We start from the raw sequence: 14,145 nt of genomic DNA, 5'->3' as shown, positions 1-14,145 counted from the left end.
CAGCACATTGGTATAAGAAATTAGCAGAAACTCAAGTGATAGAGTAATATCACCTGAGAATGTAATAATTTGTTATCTAATTTTTAGATCAGGCCCCGACCTCGTGGAGGTCGGGGCCCTTCGCCATGCCGGTCAGGGGTCAGGAGTGACCGAGGTCCGCCAGGATCTCTTCGTCCGCCGCGGGGACGGAGCCCGAGTCGGGGGCCGGACGGAGCAGGAACTCGTCCGTGGCCATGGAGTCGAGCACCGGCGGCGCGGGCCGCGGGGGCTTCGGCATGACGGCGGCCTCCGAGTGGCCGCCGCATCCGTAGGACAGGGAGACCAGGTGGCCGTCGGCCGGTCCGAACTCGTTCGCGCAGATGCCGAACGCCTGGCCCAGGGAGCCGCCGATCGCCACGAGGAAGCCGCAGGACACGCACGACGCGGGGGCCGCCTGTGCCATCGCGGTCTTCGCGCCGAAGGACTCGTCCCAGCGGTCGGCCGCGCTGTGCAGGCCGTAGCGGGACAGGACGCGCGCACGGCGCATGCCGAGTTCCTCGGCCACCGAGGTGATGGAGCCGCGTACCGGGACGATCGCGCGGTCCGTGACGTCGGCGTCCTCCGCCTCGACGAGCTCGGCCATCTCGGAGGAGACCACCGAGTTCGGCGGCGGTGCGTCCTCGCCCGACCAGCCCTGCTCCAGCCGCAGGTCCTCGGCGTCCGTGGGGAGCAGGTCCCCGGGGCCCATGTCGCCCGGACGCAGCCGCTCGCTCCACGGCACCCACTCGGGGGCCAGCAGGGCGTCGTCGCCCGGAAGCAGCACCGTTTCGTCGAGGGTGACGTTCTTCGCACGGGACGCGCGGGTCACCGTCACGGCCCAGCGCCAGCCCCGGTAGGCCGGGTCCTTGCACTCGAAGAAGTGCGTGACGACCCGGTCACCCTCCGATACGGCGGCGAGGTGTGCGCCCACCACTCCGGGGGCGGCGGCTTCCTCAGCCGACGCGCGGGCGAGGTCTACCGCCTCGACGCACAGGCGGTCGGGGGTACGGCTTCGCGTCGTCGCAGCACTCACAGGTCTCGTTCTCTCCTACGCCGTCTCACGAGTGCGCCGTCCGTACTTGTCGTCCACAACGACCCGTCGGCTGTCCCTACGTAGCGCGGGCGGAGCGGACCAGAGGGCCGCGTCGACGTCCGCGCCCGATCGGGTTCCAGGGCGCACCTACCTACGATCCATTTTGCAGGATCGCTCAGAGGCGCGCGGCCAGGAGCAGCCGCCGGTGGCGCGCTACGCACGCTACCCCCTCCGGCGCCTTCGGCCCACATGCAAGGTCCGATTCGCGGACAACCCCCCGACCGGCCATCTCCGCCCGACGCGCCGGGACGGGTTTCAACGGGCCGATTGGGGCACTATTGGCGACGTGGCACCCGCACGGTCGTCCGGCGACGGCTCGGGACCGGCCAGGCGGGCCGGCCGGGCCGTCGGGCGTGCCCTGCACCTGCCCTTCACCGGTACGGCGCGCGGGATCCGGCGGGCCACGCACGCGCACGGGGCCGGCGAATCGGGTCTCGGCAAGCTGATCGAACTGCACGCGATCAACGGCGCGGGCGACGTGCTGATCACCGTCGCGCTCGCCTCCACCGTCTTCTTCTCCGTCCCCACGGACGAGGCACGCGGCCGGGTGGCCCTGTACCTCGCCATCACCATGGCCCCCTTCACCGTCCTGGCCCCCGTGATCGGCCCGCTGCTGGACCGTCTGCCCCACGGGCGGCGCGCCGCGATGGCGGGCGCGATGCTGACGCGGGCGCTGCTGGCGGTGATGATGTCGGGCGCGGTGGCCACGGGCGGCCTGGAGCTGTACCCGGCCGCGCTCGGGGTCCTCGTCGCCTCCAAGGCCTACGGCGTCGTACGCAGCGCCGTGGTCCCCAGACTCCTCCCGCCCCACTTCTCGCTGGTCAAGGCGAACTCCCGGGTCACGCTGGCCGGTCTGCTGGCGACGGGCGCGGCGGCGCCCGTGGGCGCCGGCCTGCACGCGATCGGGCCGCCGTGGCCCCTCTACGGGGCGTGCGCGGTCTTCATCTGGGGAACCTTCGCGGCGTTCACCCTTCCGCACAAGGTGGACGAGGCGAAGGGCGAGCGGCGGGCGCGCCTGTCCACCCACGAGGCGCACTCGAAGCGGCCGGGGCTGCGGACGGTCAGCCGGCCGGTGCTGTGCGGGCTGCTGGCGAACGCGTCGATGCGCGGGCTGTCGGGGTTCCTGATCTTCTTCCTGGCGTTCCTGCTGCGCGAACACCCGCTCGCGGGGCAGAGCGCGGCGGTCTCGCTGGGCATCGTCGGGGTCTCGGCGGGCGTCGGGAACGCCTGTGGGACGGCGGCGGGCGCGTGGCTGCGGGCCCGCGCACCCGAGGTGATCATCGCCGCCGTGCTGTGCCTGACCCTCGCGGTCGCGATCGTCGCGGCGGTCTTCTTCAGCGGGGTCCTCGTGGCCGTGCTCGGCGCGACGGCCGGTTTCTGCCAGGCACTCGCCAAGCTCTCGCTGGACGCGATGATCCAGCGCGACGTCCCGGAGGCCGTCCGCACGTCGGCCTTCGCCCGCTCGGAGACCCTGCTCCAGGTGGCGTGGGTCCTGGGCGGCGCGATCGGCATCGCCCTCCCCCTGAACGGCGTCCTCGGCATGTCCGTGGCCGCCGCGATCGTGGCCCTGGGCACGGTGATGGCCCTGCGCGGCGTCCTCAGCCACCCCAGCCACACCCCCACGCCGTCCCGCCCACGGGTGGCGTAGCTCCGGCCCTGCGGCCACGTCGGCCGCCGTCCCCTCCGGGTGCGGATCCGCGTCCGGCGGCGGCGGGGGCGGATCCGGCCCGCCTGCGGCCGGGGCGCGGCGTCCGGGACGGGGCCACGCGCGACGGCGCCGTGACCGAATCCCACATCCCGGCCGCTCGGTGAAGCCACACCGGGACCCCGTGCAGCAGCGCAGGGCACCGGCCCGATAGCCTTCGGCTCATGACCGCACCGCTTTTCTCGGGTAGGGCCCGCCGCAGCGTCGCGGCCCTCGGAGCCGTATCCGCCGGCCTCCTCCTCCTCTCCGCCTGTGACAAGCCGACGCCGCTGGCGACCGTGACGGTCGGCAGTTCGTCGGTATCCACCGAGTCCGCCTGCCAAGACGGCAAGGAGCTCACGGCGGAGAAGGTCCAGGAGTGCTTCACCGACCTCAAGGGCGCCAAGAGCATCGAGTACGCCCGCGGCGACACCCTCCGTCTCGGCGTCGAGCCGGACGTCGTCAAGGACGGCAAGAAGTGGCAGGCCGTCCTCGACGGACAGCCCATCACCGAGCCCTCCTCCAACACCTACCGCAGCTTCCCGGGCGCCGACGTCTTCTCGACGGGCGGCCAGGGCGAGGCCCCGGCCTCGAAGAAGCTGAACATCGTGCAGGTCGGCGAGGACGGCAAGCCGCTCGCCGTCTGGGCGTTCAACCTCAAGCTCAAGAACTAGTCGCGTACCCACCGTGCGCGTGCTCATCGTGACCGCGGTGACGGCGGAGGCGGACTCCGTCGTCGCCGGTCTGTCCGAGCCCACCCCGCATCCGGACCACACCTCCGGTCCCGGGCCGCGCACCCTCCCCGGTGGTTACCTCATCCACCGCCGGGGAGACTTCGACGTCCTCGTGGCCGGTGTCGGCCCGGCCGCCGCGGCGGCCGGGACGGCGACCGCCCTGGCCCTGGCCGCGGCGCCCACCCGGGACCCGGCTCCGGCTCCAGCTCCAGCCGCCGACGGCTACTCCCTCGTCGTCTCCGCCGGCATCGGCGGCGGGTTCCTGCCCGCCGCGCCGACCGGCTCCCTCGTGGTCGCCGACGCGATCGTCGCCGCCGACCTGGGCGCCGAAACCCCGCAGGGGTTCCTGACCGTCACGGAACTCGGCTTCGGCCGGAGCGTGCACCTGCCCCCCGCCGCGCTCGCCGCCCGCGCCGCCGAGGCGACCGGTGCGCTGCTCGCACCCGTGCTGAGCGTTTCCACCGTCACCGGCACGGCCGCCCGCGCGGCCGGCCTCGCCGGCCTCCACCCCCTCGCCGGGGCCGAGGCCATGGAGGGCTTCGGGGTGGCGGAGGCCGCCGCCGCGCACGGGCTCCCCGTCCTGGAGGTCCGGGCCGTCTCCAACGCCGTCGGGCCCCGCGACCGGGCCGCCTGGCGGATCGGTGACGCGCTGACCGCCCTGGCCGACGGCTTCCGGGCGCTGGGACCCGTACTCGCCGCTTGGGAAGGCACCTCGTGAACGCGCTGAACCCCCCGGACTCCCCGAACCCCCCGGACTCCCCCGACGCCGTGAAGCCCGTGCGGATCGCCTACTCACCCTGCCCGAACGACACCTTCGTCTTCGACGCCTGGGCGCACGGCCGCGTCCCCGGCGCGCCCGCCCTCGACGTCACCTTCGCGGACATCGACCTCACCAACGGCATGGCCGAGCGCGGCGAGCTGGACGTCCTGAAGGTCTCCTACGCCGTCCTGCCGTGGGTCCTCGACGAGTACGCGCTGCTGCCCTGCGGCGGTGCGCTCGGCCGCGGCTGCGGTCCCCTCGTCCTCACCCGCGAGCCGGGCCTGGACCTGACCGGCAGGACGGTCGCCGTCCCGAGCGAACGCTCCACGGCCTACCTGCTGTTCCGGCTGTGGGCCGCCGACGTGCTGCCGCCGGAGGGTGTCGGCAAGGTGGTCGTGCTGCCGTTCCACGAGATCATGCCGGCCGTGCGCGACGGGCGCGTGGACGCCGGACTGGTCATCCACGAGGCCCGGTTCACCTATCAGGACTACGGGCTGCACTGCCTGGCCGACATGGGCGTGCACTGGGAGTCCACGACCGGTCTGCCGATCCCGCTCGGCGCGATCATCGCCAAGCGCTCGCTGGGCGCGGACGCGCTGCGCGTACTGGCCGAGTCGGCCCGGACCTCGGTCCGCATGGCCTGGGACGACCCGGAGGCTTCCCGCCCGTACGTCCGGGCGCACGCGCAGGAGCTGGACCCGGCCGTCGCCGACCAGCACATCGGGCTGTACGTCAACGAGTTCACCGCCGGCCTGGGCGACGACGGTTACGCGGCGGTCCGCGGACTGCTCACGCGGGCAGCCGCGGAGGGTCTGGTTCCGGCCATCGCCGCCGACGCGCTGGTCTTTCCGTAGCCGACGACGGTGCCCCGCCTCCCGGAGGGGACGGGGCACCGTGGGTGTCAGCGGCTCAGACGTCCATCTGGTCGGCGACCGCGCGCAGCATCCCGGCGATCTGCGCACCGTGCGCCTTGTCGGGGTAACGGCCCCGCTCCAGCTGCTGCGTGACGTTCTCCAGCAGGGTCGTGAGGTCCTGCACGATGGAGGCGAGCTCGTCCGGCTTGCGTCGCTGCGCGGCCGCGACCGACGGCGCGGGATCCAGCACGATCACCGAAAGTGCCTGGTCACCGCGTTGCCCGGCGACGACGCCGAACTCCACGCGCTGGCCGGGCTTGAGCGCGTCCACCCCGTCGGGCAGCACCGACGAGTGGACGAACACGTCGCCGCCGTCGTCGCGGGAGAGGAAGCCGAAGCCCTTCTCGCTGTTGAACCACTTGACCTTGCCGGTAGGCACGTCCGCCCTCTGTCCTTGCTCTCGTCGGATGTGAGCGGGTCACCGACCCGCACCTCTCAGGCTAGTAGTCAGGATCCGGGTGACAAGACGTTCCCCGGTCCTTCGCGGATGACCGCTCCGGCCAGGGAACTACCCTGGTCGGGTGACTGTTACTCCTCAGCCCGAGCCCGCGGACACCGACCCCGACGCGCCCCGACCCGGCGACGCGCTCGTCAAGGCCGGCGGCATCGTCTTCGTCCTCGGCGCCGTCGCCACCCTCGCCACGATGGCCCCCCTGTTCATCGACACCGACCCGTTCCCGTCGTACGCGTGGGCCGTGTGCATGCTCATGGGCGTCGGCTTCGCCCTCTCGGCGGCGGGCGTGGTGCGCTCGGCCGCCTCGCAGCGCAGGGCCGCCCGCGCGTCCCAGGCGTAGGCCCCGGCGTACGCGCCGGCGCGGGCGGGCTCCGGCGGGGCGGTCTTCGGCCGCGCCGGGCTCCGGCCCGCGGTGCGGGCTACGCCGTCCGCGTGCGGGCGTACTCCTCGAGCCAGCGCGGCAGTTCCGTGAGGTCCCCCAGCACCACGTCGGCGCCCGCCTCCCGCAGCTCGTGCTCCGGGCACGGGCCGGTCGGGACCGTCACCGACAGCGCGCCGGCCGCGCGGGCGCCCCGTACGTCGCCGACGTGGTCGCCGACGTAGACCTGGGCGCCGTACTCGCGCAGGGCTCCCGCCTTGGCCTCCGCCCACAGCCAGCCGACCACCGCGTCGGGCTTCATGCCCAGGTGGTCCAGGTGGAGACGGGCGTTCGGCTCGTGCTTGGCGGTGACGACGATCACGCGGCCGCCGAGGGCCTGCACGGCCTCTATCGCCTCGCGGGCTCCCGGCATCGCCGGGCTCGGCGCGATCGCGTGTGCGGGATAGATCTCCCGGTACCGGTCGGCCACGTCCGGGACCTCCGCCTGCGGGAACCAGTACGCGAGCTCCTGTTCCAGCGGCGGGCCGAGGCGCCCGACGGCGGCGTCGGCGTCGACGAAGGTCCCCGTCTCGGCCGACAGCGCCCGGAAGGCGGCCTTGATGCCCGGCCGGGAGTCGATGAGGGTCATGTCGAGGTCGAAGCCGACGGTCAGAAGCGTTGAAGAGCTCATGCGTCCATTGTGCCGAGACGGCCACGGCGGACGGGAACGGCTCAGGACGGAGGAACGCCCCGGCGCGAACGCCAGAAGAGGTAGAGCGCCGAGACGACGGCCGCCGACCGCGCCAGCCAGGGCAGCATGTCCTGGAAGACCACGCCCAGGCCCTCGTCCGTGAGCGGCGCCCCCCACCGCCCGTTCAGCCGGCCCCACAGCCACACCACCGCCGTCGCGAACACCACCCCCGGCAGCCCGAAGACCACCCACTTCCGCTCCGCGGGCCCCAGCACGCGCGAGGCGTACGCGAGCAGCCAGCCCGCCGCGAGCAGCAGCCAGTAGCCGGAGGCGGCGCCCGCGACCAGCGTGACCGCCGCGAGCAGCAGGAACGCGTGCGGCTTCGGCCGCGCCGCGGCCGCCACCTCCCCGGCCGCCGCGGTCTTCGCCTCCGCCTTCGCGCGCCGCCGCTCCCGCAGGAAGCGCAGGAGCGTCCGCCGCGTCGCCTCCCCCGGCTCCCCCGGACCTTTCGGATCTCCCGGACCTCCCGGACCTCCCGCGGTGGCGGCGTCCGGGGCGTTCGGGTCCTTCGGTTCCGGCTCCGCGCCCGGCCCTGCGAAGAGCTCCGGGATCTCGATCCCGCCCGCGAAGCCCTCCACCGAGGACCCCGGCGCGACCCGCCACCAGTCCGGCTCCATCTTCTCGCCGGGGCCGAGCTCGTCCAGTCCGGCCAGGTGCGGCGGCGCGGCCCCCCGCTGCGTCGGCACCGCCGGCACCGGATCCGCCCCCGGATCCGCCCCCGGGGCCGCGGCACGGGCCTGCGACAGCGTGCCGACGACCTCCTCCGGCGTGCCGATGCGCTCCAGGATCCGGCGTACCGCCGCCGGCGTCTCCGGTTCGTACCTGGCCCGCCGCCGGTCGATCTCGTCGCGCAGCCCCGACACCAGCCGCATCCGGTCCCCCGACGACACGTGCCTGCGCTGTGCCAAGTCCCCGACCCGGCTCAGATATTCGTAGACCAGATGGTCGCTCTCGATCCCCACGCCCGGCTCCTCCCGTACCACCTGAAGCGAAGGTAGCGCGTGCGCCCGTGGAGCTGCCGAGGGCACAGCGGATACCGTTGACCGGATGGGGACCGGCCGACTGACCGGCCGACGCGACCAGGAGGCGACGACCGTGCCTGACCCGAGCACCGCGGGAAGCGCTCCGCGCTCCCTCGCCGAAGAGCTGCGCGCCCGTGACGACGAGGGCCTCGCCGCCCTGCTGCGCGCCCGGCCCGACCTGCTGAGCCCGGTCCCCGGCGACGTGACGCAGCTGGCGACGCGGGCCGGGACCCGGGCCTCGGTGGCGCGCGCCCTGGACCGCCTCGACCGCTTCGCGCTGCAGACGGCAGAGGCCCTGGTCGTGGCCCCCGAGCCCTGCCCCTACCGGGTCCTGGAGACGCTGCTCAGCGGTGACACGGGCACCACGTCCGTCAGGGACAACGGGGCCCGCGCCGAACTGCCCCGCGCCCTCGCGACCCTGCGCGACCAGGCCCTCGTCTGGGGCGACGACGAACGGCTGCGCCTGGTGCGCACCGCCCGCGAGCTGCTCGCCCCCTCGGCGTCCAGACCTTCCCCCACCGGGCTCGGCCCGACCGTCGCCGAAGCCACCGCGGGCATGTCGCCGACCCGGATCCAGGAGATCGTCGCGGCGGCCGGGCTGACGCCCACTCACGATCCGGTGTCGGCGGTGACCGCGCTGACGGCCCTGTTCACGGACCCGGTCCGGATGTCGGCGCTGCTCGACGAGGCCCCGGCCGAGGCACATCAGGTGCTGGGGCGCCTCGTCTGGGGGCCGCCGTACGGGGAGGTGACCCCGAATCCGACGCCCCCCGTGCGCTGGCTGCGCGACCGGGGCCTGCTGCTGCCGGCTTCGGCGCGGACGGTCCTGCTGCCCCGGGAGGTGGCCCTCCACCTGCGCGGCGGCCTCGCGCACCGGGCGACGGAGCCGCTGGCACCGCCCGTTCCCGCGCACCGCGAGCACCGTCCACAGCTTGTGGACGCGAACGCGGCCGGCCAGGCGCTGACCTCGCTGTCCACCGTCGAAGAGCTGGTGAAGTCCTGGGAGTACACCGGTCCGCCCGTGCTGCGGGCGGGCGGGCTCTCCGTGCGCGACCTGAAGCGGACCGCGGCGGCCCTGGACACGAACGAGCCGTCGGCGGCGTTCTGGATCGAACTCGCCTACGCCGCGGGCCTGCTGGCCAGCGACGGCGAGGCCGACGAGCGGTACGCGCCGACCCCCGCCTTCGACGGCTGGTGCGAACTGCCGCCCGCCGAGCGCTGGACGGTGCTGGCGACGGCCTGGCTGGCCGCGACCCGGACCGCCGGCCTGGTCGGCGAACAGGACACGAAGGGCCGTACGTTGTCGGTCCTCGGCCCGGATCTGGACCGCTCCGCCGCTCCCGAGGTGCGCCGCCGCGTCCTCCACCTCCTCGCCGGCCTCCCCGAGGGCGGCGCCCCGGACACGGCCGCGCTCCAGGCCCGTCTCGCCTGGGAGCGCCCGGTGCGCGGCACGAGCGAGCTGCGCGCCCGTCTGGCCCACTGGGCGCTGACCGAGGCCGAGGTCCTCGGCGTCACCGGCCGCGGCGCGCTCGCCGCGCACGGCCGCGTCCTGCTGGCGGGCGGGGACCCGGCGCCACTGCTCGCGCCGCTGCTGCCCGAGCCGGTGGACCACGTCCTGCTGCAGGCGGACCTGACGGCGGTGGCTCCGGGCCCGCTGCGCCGGGCGCTCGCCGACGTCCTGGCCGTGCTGGCCGACGTGGAGTCCAAGGGCGGGGCCACGGTGTACCGCTTCACGCCCGGATCGGTGCGCCGCGCCCTGGACGCCGGCCACACGGCCGTCGACCTTCAGGCGTTCCTGACCGAGCACAGCCGCACCCCCGTGCCGCAGCCGCTCTCGTACCTCATCGACGACGTGGCGCGCCGCCACGGCCACCTCCGGGTCGGCGCGGCCTCCTCGTACGTGCGCTGCGACGACGACGGCATGCTCAACGAGATCCTGGCCGACAAGCGCTCGACGGGCCTCGGACTGCGCCGCCTCGCGCCGACCGTGCTGGCGGCGCAGGCCGAACCCGCCGCGCTGCTCGACGGGTTGCGGGGCATGGGGTACGCCCCGGCCGCGGAATCCCGTACGGGTGACGTCCTCGTCTCCCGCGCCGATGCCCACCGCACGCCGCCCCGCTCGGCGCCCGTACCCGTCCCGGACGGGCCGCCGGTGCCGGACGCGACGCTGCTCGGCGCGGCGCTGCGTGCGATCCGCGCGGGCGACGCGGCGGCGACGGCGGTGCGCAAGGAGCCCGCGTCCTCGGGGGCTTCCGGGGCTTCGGGGGCTTCCGGGACTTCGGCCGGGGCGCCGGGCGCACTCCCGCGCACCAGCGCGGCGGAGACCCTGGCGACGGTGCAGGCGGCCGCGATGACCGGCTCGGCGGTGTGGATCGGGTACGTCAACGCCGACGGGGCGGCGAGTCAGCGGGTCATCGCCCCGGTGCGGGTGGAGGGCGGCTTCGTCACCGGCTACGACCACACGGCGGACGAGGTACGGACGTACGCGCTGCACCGGATCACGGGCGTCGCGGAACTGGAGGAGGACCAGGTCTGAGGAGGACCAGGTCTGGGAGGACCAGGTCGAGCGGGGGGCGGCCGATCGAGCCCTGGCCCCGCGGGGAAAACCGCTGGCCGGGCGGGTGTCCGGCGCCGCAGGCTGGGGCCATGTCCGAGACCCTGCCCCCCGGCCCGTCCACCGGCCCGTCCCTCACTCCGCAGCACCAGATCCGGGCGTCCCACACCGACGCCACCGTCACCGTCTACCAGGCGTACGCCCCTCGGCTGGGGCTCCCCGCCGCCCGGGACGGCCGCTTCCCGCCCGACTGGAAGCGGGACCGGATGACCTGGGTCAAGCCGTCGTTCCTGTGGATGATGTACCGCTGCGGCTGGGCCACCAAGGCCGATCAGGAGACGGTCCTGGCCGTCGAGATCACCCGCACCGGCTTCGAACGGGCGCTGCGCGACGCCTGCCTGTCCCACTACGCCCCCGCCGTGCACCCCGACCGGGCGGCCTGGAAGACGGCGCTGCGCACCGCGCCCGCCCGGGTGCAGTGGGACCCGGAACGGGACCTGCACCTGGACCCGTTGCCGTACCGCTCGCTCCAACTGGGCCTGTCCGGACCGTTCTCGCGTGCGTACGCCGACGAGTGGACGGTCTCCGTCCGCGACGTGACCCCGCTGGCGCGGGAGATCCACGGCCTGCTGCGGGGCGGCGAACCGAAGTCTGCGCGCGCCCTCCTCCCGCTGGAGACGCCCTATCCGGCGGGGCCGCTGGAGCACCTGGGCGCATAGCCGGTTCCTGTGACGCTTCCGGGCATCGGAGCCCGGGGCCAAACAGGTCGAGATGGTTCCGTTTTCGCAGGTCAGGAGGTACGGGAGGACCTCCGGGGCCTGTTGCACAGCGGTGACGTTCCGACGACGGATTGAAGATGCGTCCTGTGTGAAGATCAGCTCATCGCAGCGGCGACCGGGAGAAAGAAACCGGGCCGCCGGCGAGAACCGCACCACAGGCCAGGCGTTCAACCTCCCGCAGATACCGCCGGGAGGTGCCCCTGCCATCTCGCCCGGCCGCTCAGCCTCTGATCGGCCTCTCGGCCTCTCGGCCGCCACTGCCATCTGATCTTGAAGATTCCTGGGGGAGTCCACCATGTCCGCTCGCACCGCCGCCCTGCGCAACGCCTCCGCCGCCGTCGTCGCCGCCGCCATCGCCGGTACCGTCCTGATGCCGCTGTCGGCCCACGCCGCCGGGAGCGAAGAGGGTTCCACGGAACTGAAGACCACGATGAGCGCCCCGGTGCCGAGCGGCCCGCTGACCCGCGGCGGTGCGACGCAGACCTTCGAGCTGACGGTGGCCAACCCGACGGACAAGGCCTCCGCCTACCACCCGTGGGCGCTCCTCGAGCACACCGGCAACAGCCCTCTCCAGGACAGCGACGTGTCTTTCAAGGTCGAAGCGGTGAACGCCCCGGCGACCGCCGCCAGCATCGGACACCAGGACGGCGGCTGGCAGGGCCTGTTCTACCCGGCCGACTCGAAGGCGTACCAGCCCTTCGAGATCCCCGCGGGCGGGAAGCTGACCTGGAAGATCACCCTCGGCCTCGGCTTGAGCTACCCGACGGTCAACGGCGACTTCACGCTGACCGTACCGAGCTACAGCCACCCGAGCGGCGACGTCCCCTCCCTGACCTTCAAGACCAGCCCGACGACGAAGCCCGGCACCCTCAAAGCCGCGTTCGAGGAGCTCGGCCCCTGCGAGGTCAACGGCGGTGACGACTGCCGGATGATGGCCGTGCGCTACTCGGTCACCGGCGACGGCGAGTTCAACTCCGCCCTCGGCACCTGGTTCTCAGTCAACCTGCCCGACGAGGACCCCGCCAAGGCCGACCTCCAGGCGCGCGTCAAGGTCGACGGCCAGTGGAAGGACGTGAACGTCGCGCACGGCGAGGTCGACATGCCGGTCATCCCGAAGGGCTTCGGCGCCGCCTCCGGCGACCGCGTCACTTACGTGCAGCTCAAGCTCGGCCCGAAGTCCCAGATCAAGAAGCTCACCAAGGTCAACGCGACCGCCCAGGTCCACCTGACCGAGGGTCTCGTCTTCGGCTTCGTGGAGGACTCGCAGCAGTTCTCGCTCGGCCCCGCCGCCCCCACGCCCTCCACCCCGGCCCCGACCAGCCCGGCTCCGGCCACCCCCGCGTCCACCACTCCGGCCCCGACCGGCTCCGCGACCACGACCCCGGTGGCCTCCACGACCCCGACCGCGGCGAACGCCCCCGCCGCGACCGGCTCCCTCGCGCACACCGGATCCGACTCCAACACCGGCCTGTACACCGGCCTCGCCGCCGTGTTCATCGCTCTGGGCGGAGCGGCTGCCTGGCTCGGCGCCCGGCGCCGCAAGGCCGTCCGCGGCTAGTCCCACCCTTCGACAACGGCGCGGGGGCCCGGCACACCATGTGCCGGGCCCCCTCGCCGTCGTGTTCCCGCGTTGCGCTCCGGCCCGAGGGGCTCCAGCCGCGAGCCGTCCCCGACGAGCCCTGCGGGCACCTCGAACGCGTCTGCTTCCGGCACCGATCCTTGCTGACCGGTCGCCATGCGGCGACCCTACGCGGCCCCTCCCCCGGCCCCCACCGGACTCCGTCCCGCCAGCCGGAGCAGCTCGTCGACGGACCACTGGTCGTAGACGTGCTCCCCGTACTTGGCGGCCAGCACCCGGCCGTCCGGTGCGATCAGCAGGTCCGCGGGCAGCCCGAACCGGCCGCCCCGCGGCCGCCGGTCCGGGAGCCGCTCCCGGCAGCGCGCCACGGCGACGGCCGACCGGGCGATCGCCCGCAGCACCGGCCACCAGGCCCGCGGGTGCAGCAGCGAGCGCGGGGAGGACTCGACGCCGAACTCCCGGTACAGCCGCTGCTCCGGATCCGCGACCACGGCGAAGGGGAAGTCGGCCGTGTGCGGCCGCAGTTCCGCGGCGGTGGAATGGAAGAGCACGACCTCGCGGATCCCGGCGGCCTCGATCTCCGCGTGGCGCCGGACGACGGAGCGCAGGTGGAGATGGCAGACGGGGCACCCGGCGAAGCGCCGGAACTGGAGGTGGACCATCCGCCCGGGGTCGGGGACGGGCACGGCCTCTCCCCCGAGGGCGGCGAGGGCGCGGGCGGGCACGACGGAACCTGGTTCGAGCATGGGGCATCCCTCTCTCGGGCGACGTAGGCGTATGCCGTACGCCTACACCTCCAGCGTAGGCGTATGCCGTACGCTGTCAACCGTCATGCCGCGTCCCCGCTCCCACACCCCGGACCAACTGGCCGCCGCCGCCCTCGCCGTCATCGACCGCGACGGGCTCCCCGGCCTGTCCATGCGCGCCGTCTCCACCGAACTCGGCATCAGCACGATGGCGCTGTACCGCTACGTCCGGGACCGCGAGGAACTCGAGGCGCTCGTCGTCGAGCTCGTCCTCGGCGGCATCGACACCGCCCCGCCGCCCCCCGGGCCCTGGCAGGACCGGATCACGCTCCTGGCCACCCGGATGCGCGAGGTCGTGGGCGCCCACCCGGCCGTGCTGCCGCTCACCCTCACCCACCGGCCCCGCTCGGAAAGCGCACTGCGCTGGTCGGAGACGATGCTGGGGGTGCTCACGGAGGCCGGCATCGAGGGCGAGGAGCGGGTCATCGCGCTGCGCGCGGTCATCGCCTACGTGATCGGCGCCCTCCAGCTGGAACACCTCGGCCCGCTCGAAGGGCCCGGCACCACCGCCATCGCCGGTCTGCCCGCGCACGCGTTCCCGTACATGACGGCGACCGCGCGCGACGCCCGCTCCGTCAGCCCGGAGCGGGAGTTCGGCGGAGGCCTGGCCCTGCTCCTGCGCGGCCTGACATGATCCGG

14 protein-coding genes are annotated in these 14,145 nt (G+C 74.0%); 9 read left to right on the top strand and 5 right to left on the bottom strand.

The genetic code is table 11. The features are described 5' to 3' along the window. Positions 1–139: 139 nt before the first annotated feature. Entirely contained in the window at positions 140–1,051 is a 912-nt protein-coding gene (locus ABZY44_RS22475) for a DUF3027 domain-containing protein (RefSeq protein ID WP_356656493.1), read from the bottom strand. A gap of 337 nt (positions 1,052–1,388) precedes the next feature. Between ABZY44_RS22475 and ABZY44_RS22470 the strand changes: the two genes are divergently transcribed. The 4 genes from ABZY44_RS22470 to ABZY44_RS22455 all read left to right on the top strand — a co-directional run bounded on the left by ABZY44_RS22470 (position 1,389) and on the right by ABZY44_RS22455 (position 5,143). Then, positions 1,389–2,759, top strand: coding sequence for an MFS transporter (locus ABZY44_RS22470; protein WP_356656510.1), 1,371 nt, complete (start codon positions 1,389–1,391; stop codon positions 2,757–2,759). Positions 2,760–2,980: 221 nt separating this feature from the next. Continuing rightward, positions 2,981–3,469, top strand: a complete 489-nt coding sequence (locus ABZY44_RS22465; protein WP_356656491.1) for a DUF2771 domain-containing protein — start codon at positions 2,981–2,983, stop codon at positions 3,467–3,469. Between the two features lie 13 nt (positions 3,470–3,482). Further along, complete coding sequence (locus ABZY44_RS22460; RefSeq protein ID WP_356656489.1) at positions 3,483–4,247, top strand: futalosine hydrolase; 765 nt, start codon at positions 3,483–3,485, stop codon at positions 4,245–4,247. A 5-nt stretch (positions 4,248–4,252) separates the two neighbouring features. Next, a complete protein-coding gene (locus ABZY44_RS22455; protein ID WP_356656508.1) occupies positions 4,253–5,143 on the top strand; it encodes a 1,4-dihydroxy-6-naphthoate synthase in 891 nt (296 codons plus the stop codon). Between the two features lie 55 nt (positions 5,144–5,198). On the opposite strand, the gene ABZY44_RS22450 is transcribed toward ABZY44_RS22455, so the two are convergent. Beyond that, positions 5,199–5,582: a cold-shock protein gene (locus ABZY44_RS22450; protein WP_356656487.1), complete on the bottom strand. Its 384-nt coding sequence runs from the start codon at positions 5,580–5,582 to the stop codon at positions 5,199–5,201. 142 nt (positions 5,583–5,724) lie between these two features. Here ABZY44_RS22450 and ABZY44_RS22445 point away from each other — a divergent pair, with 142 nt between their 5' ends. After that, positions 5,725–5,997, top strand: coding sequence for a hypothetical protein (locus ABZY44_RS22445; RefSeq protein ID WP_356656485.1), 273 nt, complete (start codon positions 5,725–5,727; stop codon positions 5,995–5,997). 79 nt (positions 5,998–6,076) lie between these two features. On the opposite strand, the gene ABZY44_RS22440 is transcribed toward ABZY44_RS22445, so the two are convergent. Next, positions 6,077–6,706 (bottom strand): HAD family hydrolase, encoded by a 630-nt coding sequence (locus ABZY44_RS22440; protein ID WP_356656483.1) that lies wholly within the window; start codon positions 6,704–6,706, stop codon positions 6,077–6,079. A gap of 41 nt (positions 6,707–6,747) precedes the next feature. Beyond that, positions 6,748–7,728 (bottom strand): hypothetical protein, encoded by a 981-nt coding sequence (locus tag ABZY44_RS22435; RefSeq protein ID WP_356656481.1) that lies wholly within the window; start codon positions 7,726–7,728, stop codon positions 6,748–6,750. Between the two features lie 85 nt (positions 7,729–7,813). On the opposite strand from ABZY44_RS22435, the gene ABZY44_RS22430 reads away from it, so the two are divergent. From ABZY44_RS22430 to ABZY44_RS22420, 3 genes are all read left to right on the top strand, one after another. Then, positions 7,814–10,324: a helicase C-terminal domain-containing protein gene (locus ABZY44_RS22430; protein WP_356656479.1), complete on the top strand. Its 2,511-nt coding sequence runs from the start codon at positions 7,814–7,816 to the stop codon at positions 10,322–10,324. A gap of 110 nt (positions 10,325–10,434) precedes the next feature. Beyond that, the gene (locus ABZY44_RS22425; protein WP_356656477.1) at positions 10,435–11,061 is read left to right on the top strand and encodes a DUF4291 domain-containing protein; all 627 of its coding nucleotides are present in this window, start codon (positions 10,435–10,437) and stop codon (positions 11,059–11,061) included. A gap of 355 nt (positions 11,062–11,416) precedes the next feature. Continuing rightward, positions 11,417–12,679 carry an LPXTG cell wall anchor domain-containing protein gene (locus tag ABZY44_RS22420; protein ID WP_356656475.1) on the top strand — a complete coding sequence of 421 codons (1,263 nt, stop codon included), beginning with the start codon at positions 11,417–11,419 and terminating at the stop codon, positions 12,677–12,679. A gap of 188 nt (positions 12,680–12,867) precedes the next feature. On the opposite strand, the gene ABZY44_RS22415 is transcribed toward ABZY44_RS22420, so the two are convergent. Beyond that, positions 12,868–13,446 carry a peroxiredoxin-like family protein gene (locus ABZY44_RS22415; protein ID WP_356656473.1) on the bottom strand — a complete coding sequence of 193 codons (579 nt, stop codon included), beginning with the start codon at positions 13,444–13,446 and terminating at the stop codon, positions 12,868–12,870. 85 nt (positions 13,447–13,531) lie between these two features. Between ABZY44_RS22415 and ABZY44_RS22410 the strand changes: the two genes are divergently transcribed. Continuing rightward, positions 13,532–14,140 carry a TetR/AcrR family transcriptional regulator C-terminal domain-containing protein gene (locus ABZY44_RS22410; RefSeq protein WP_356656471.1) on the top strand — a complete coding sequence of 203 codons (609 nt, stop codon included), beginning with the start codon at positions 13,532–13,534 and terminating at the stop codon, positions 14,138–14,140. The last annotated feature ends 5 nt before the right edge of the window (positions 14,141–14,145 follow it).

This window comes from Streptomyces sp. NPDC006544 (genome assembly GCF_040611715.1).
GTDB lineage: Bacteria > Actinomycetota > Actinomycetes > Streptomycetales > Streptomycetaceae > Streptomyces.
This window is presented reverse-complemented; position numbering and strand designations above follow the sequence as displayed.

Coding starts and splice junctions, on each gene's coding strand:
- ABZY44_RS22465 (WP_356656491.1), top strand. CDS start 2,981: ATGACCGCACCGCTTTTCTCGGGTAGGGCCCGCCGCAGCGTCGCGGCC.
- ABZY44_RS22440 (WP_356656483.1), bottom strand. CDS start 6,706: ATGAGCTCTTCAACGCTTCTGACCGTCGGCTTCGACCTCGACATGACC.
- ABZY44_RS22430 (WP_356656479.1), top strand. CDS start 7,814: ATGGGGACCGGCCGACTGACCGGCCGACGCGACCAGGAGGCGACGACC.
- ABZY44_RS22425 (WP_356656477.1), top strand. CDS start 10,435: ATGTCCGAGACCCTGCCCCCCGGCCCGTCCACCGGCCCGTCCCTCACT.
- ABZY44_RS22420 (WP_356656475.1), top strand. CDS start 11,417: ATGTCCGCTCGCACCGCCGCCCTGCGCAACGCCTCCGCCGCCGTCGTC.
- ABZY44_RS22415 (WP_356656473.1), bottom strand. CDS start 13,446: ATGCTCGAACCAGGTTCCGTCGTGCCCGCCCGCGCCCTCGCCGCCCTC.
- ABZY44_RS22410 (WP_356656471.1), top strand. CDS start 13,532: ATGCCGCGTCCCCGCTCCCACACCCCGGACCAACTGGCCGCCGCCGCC.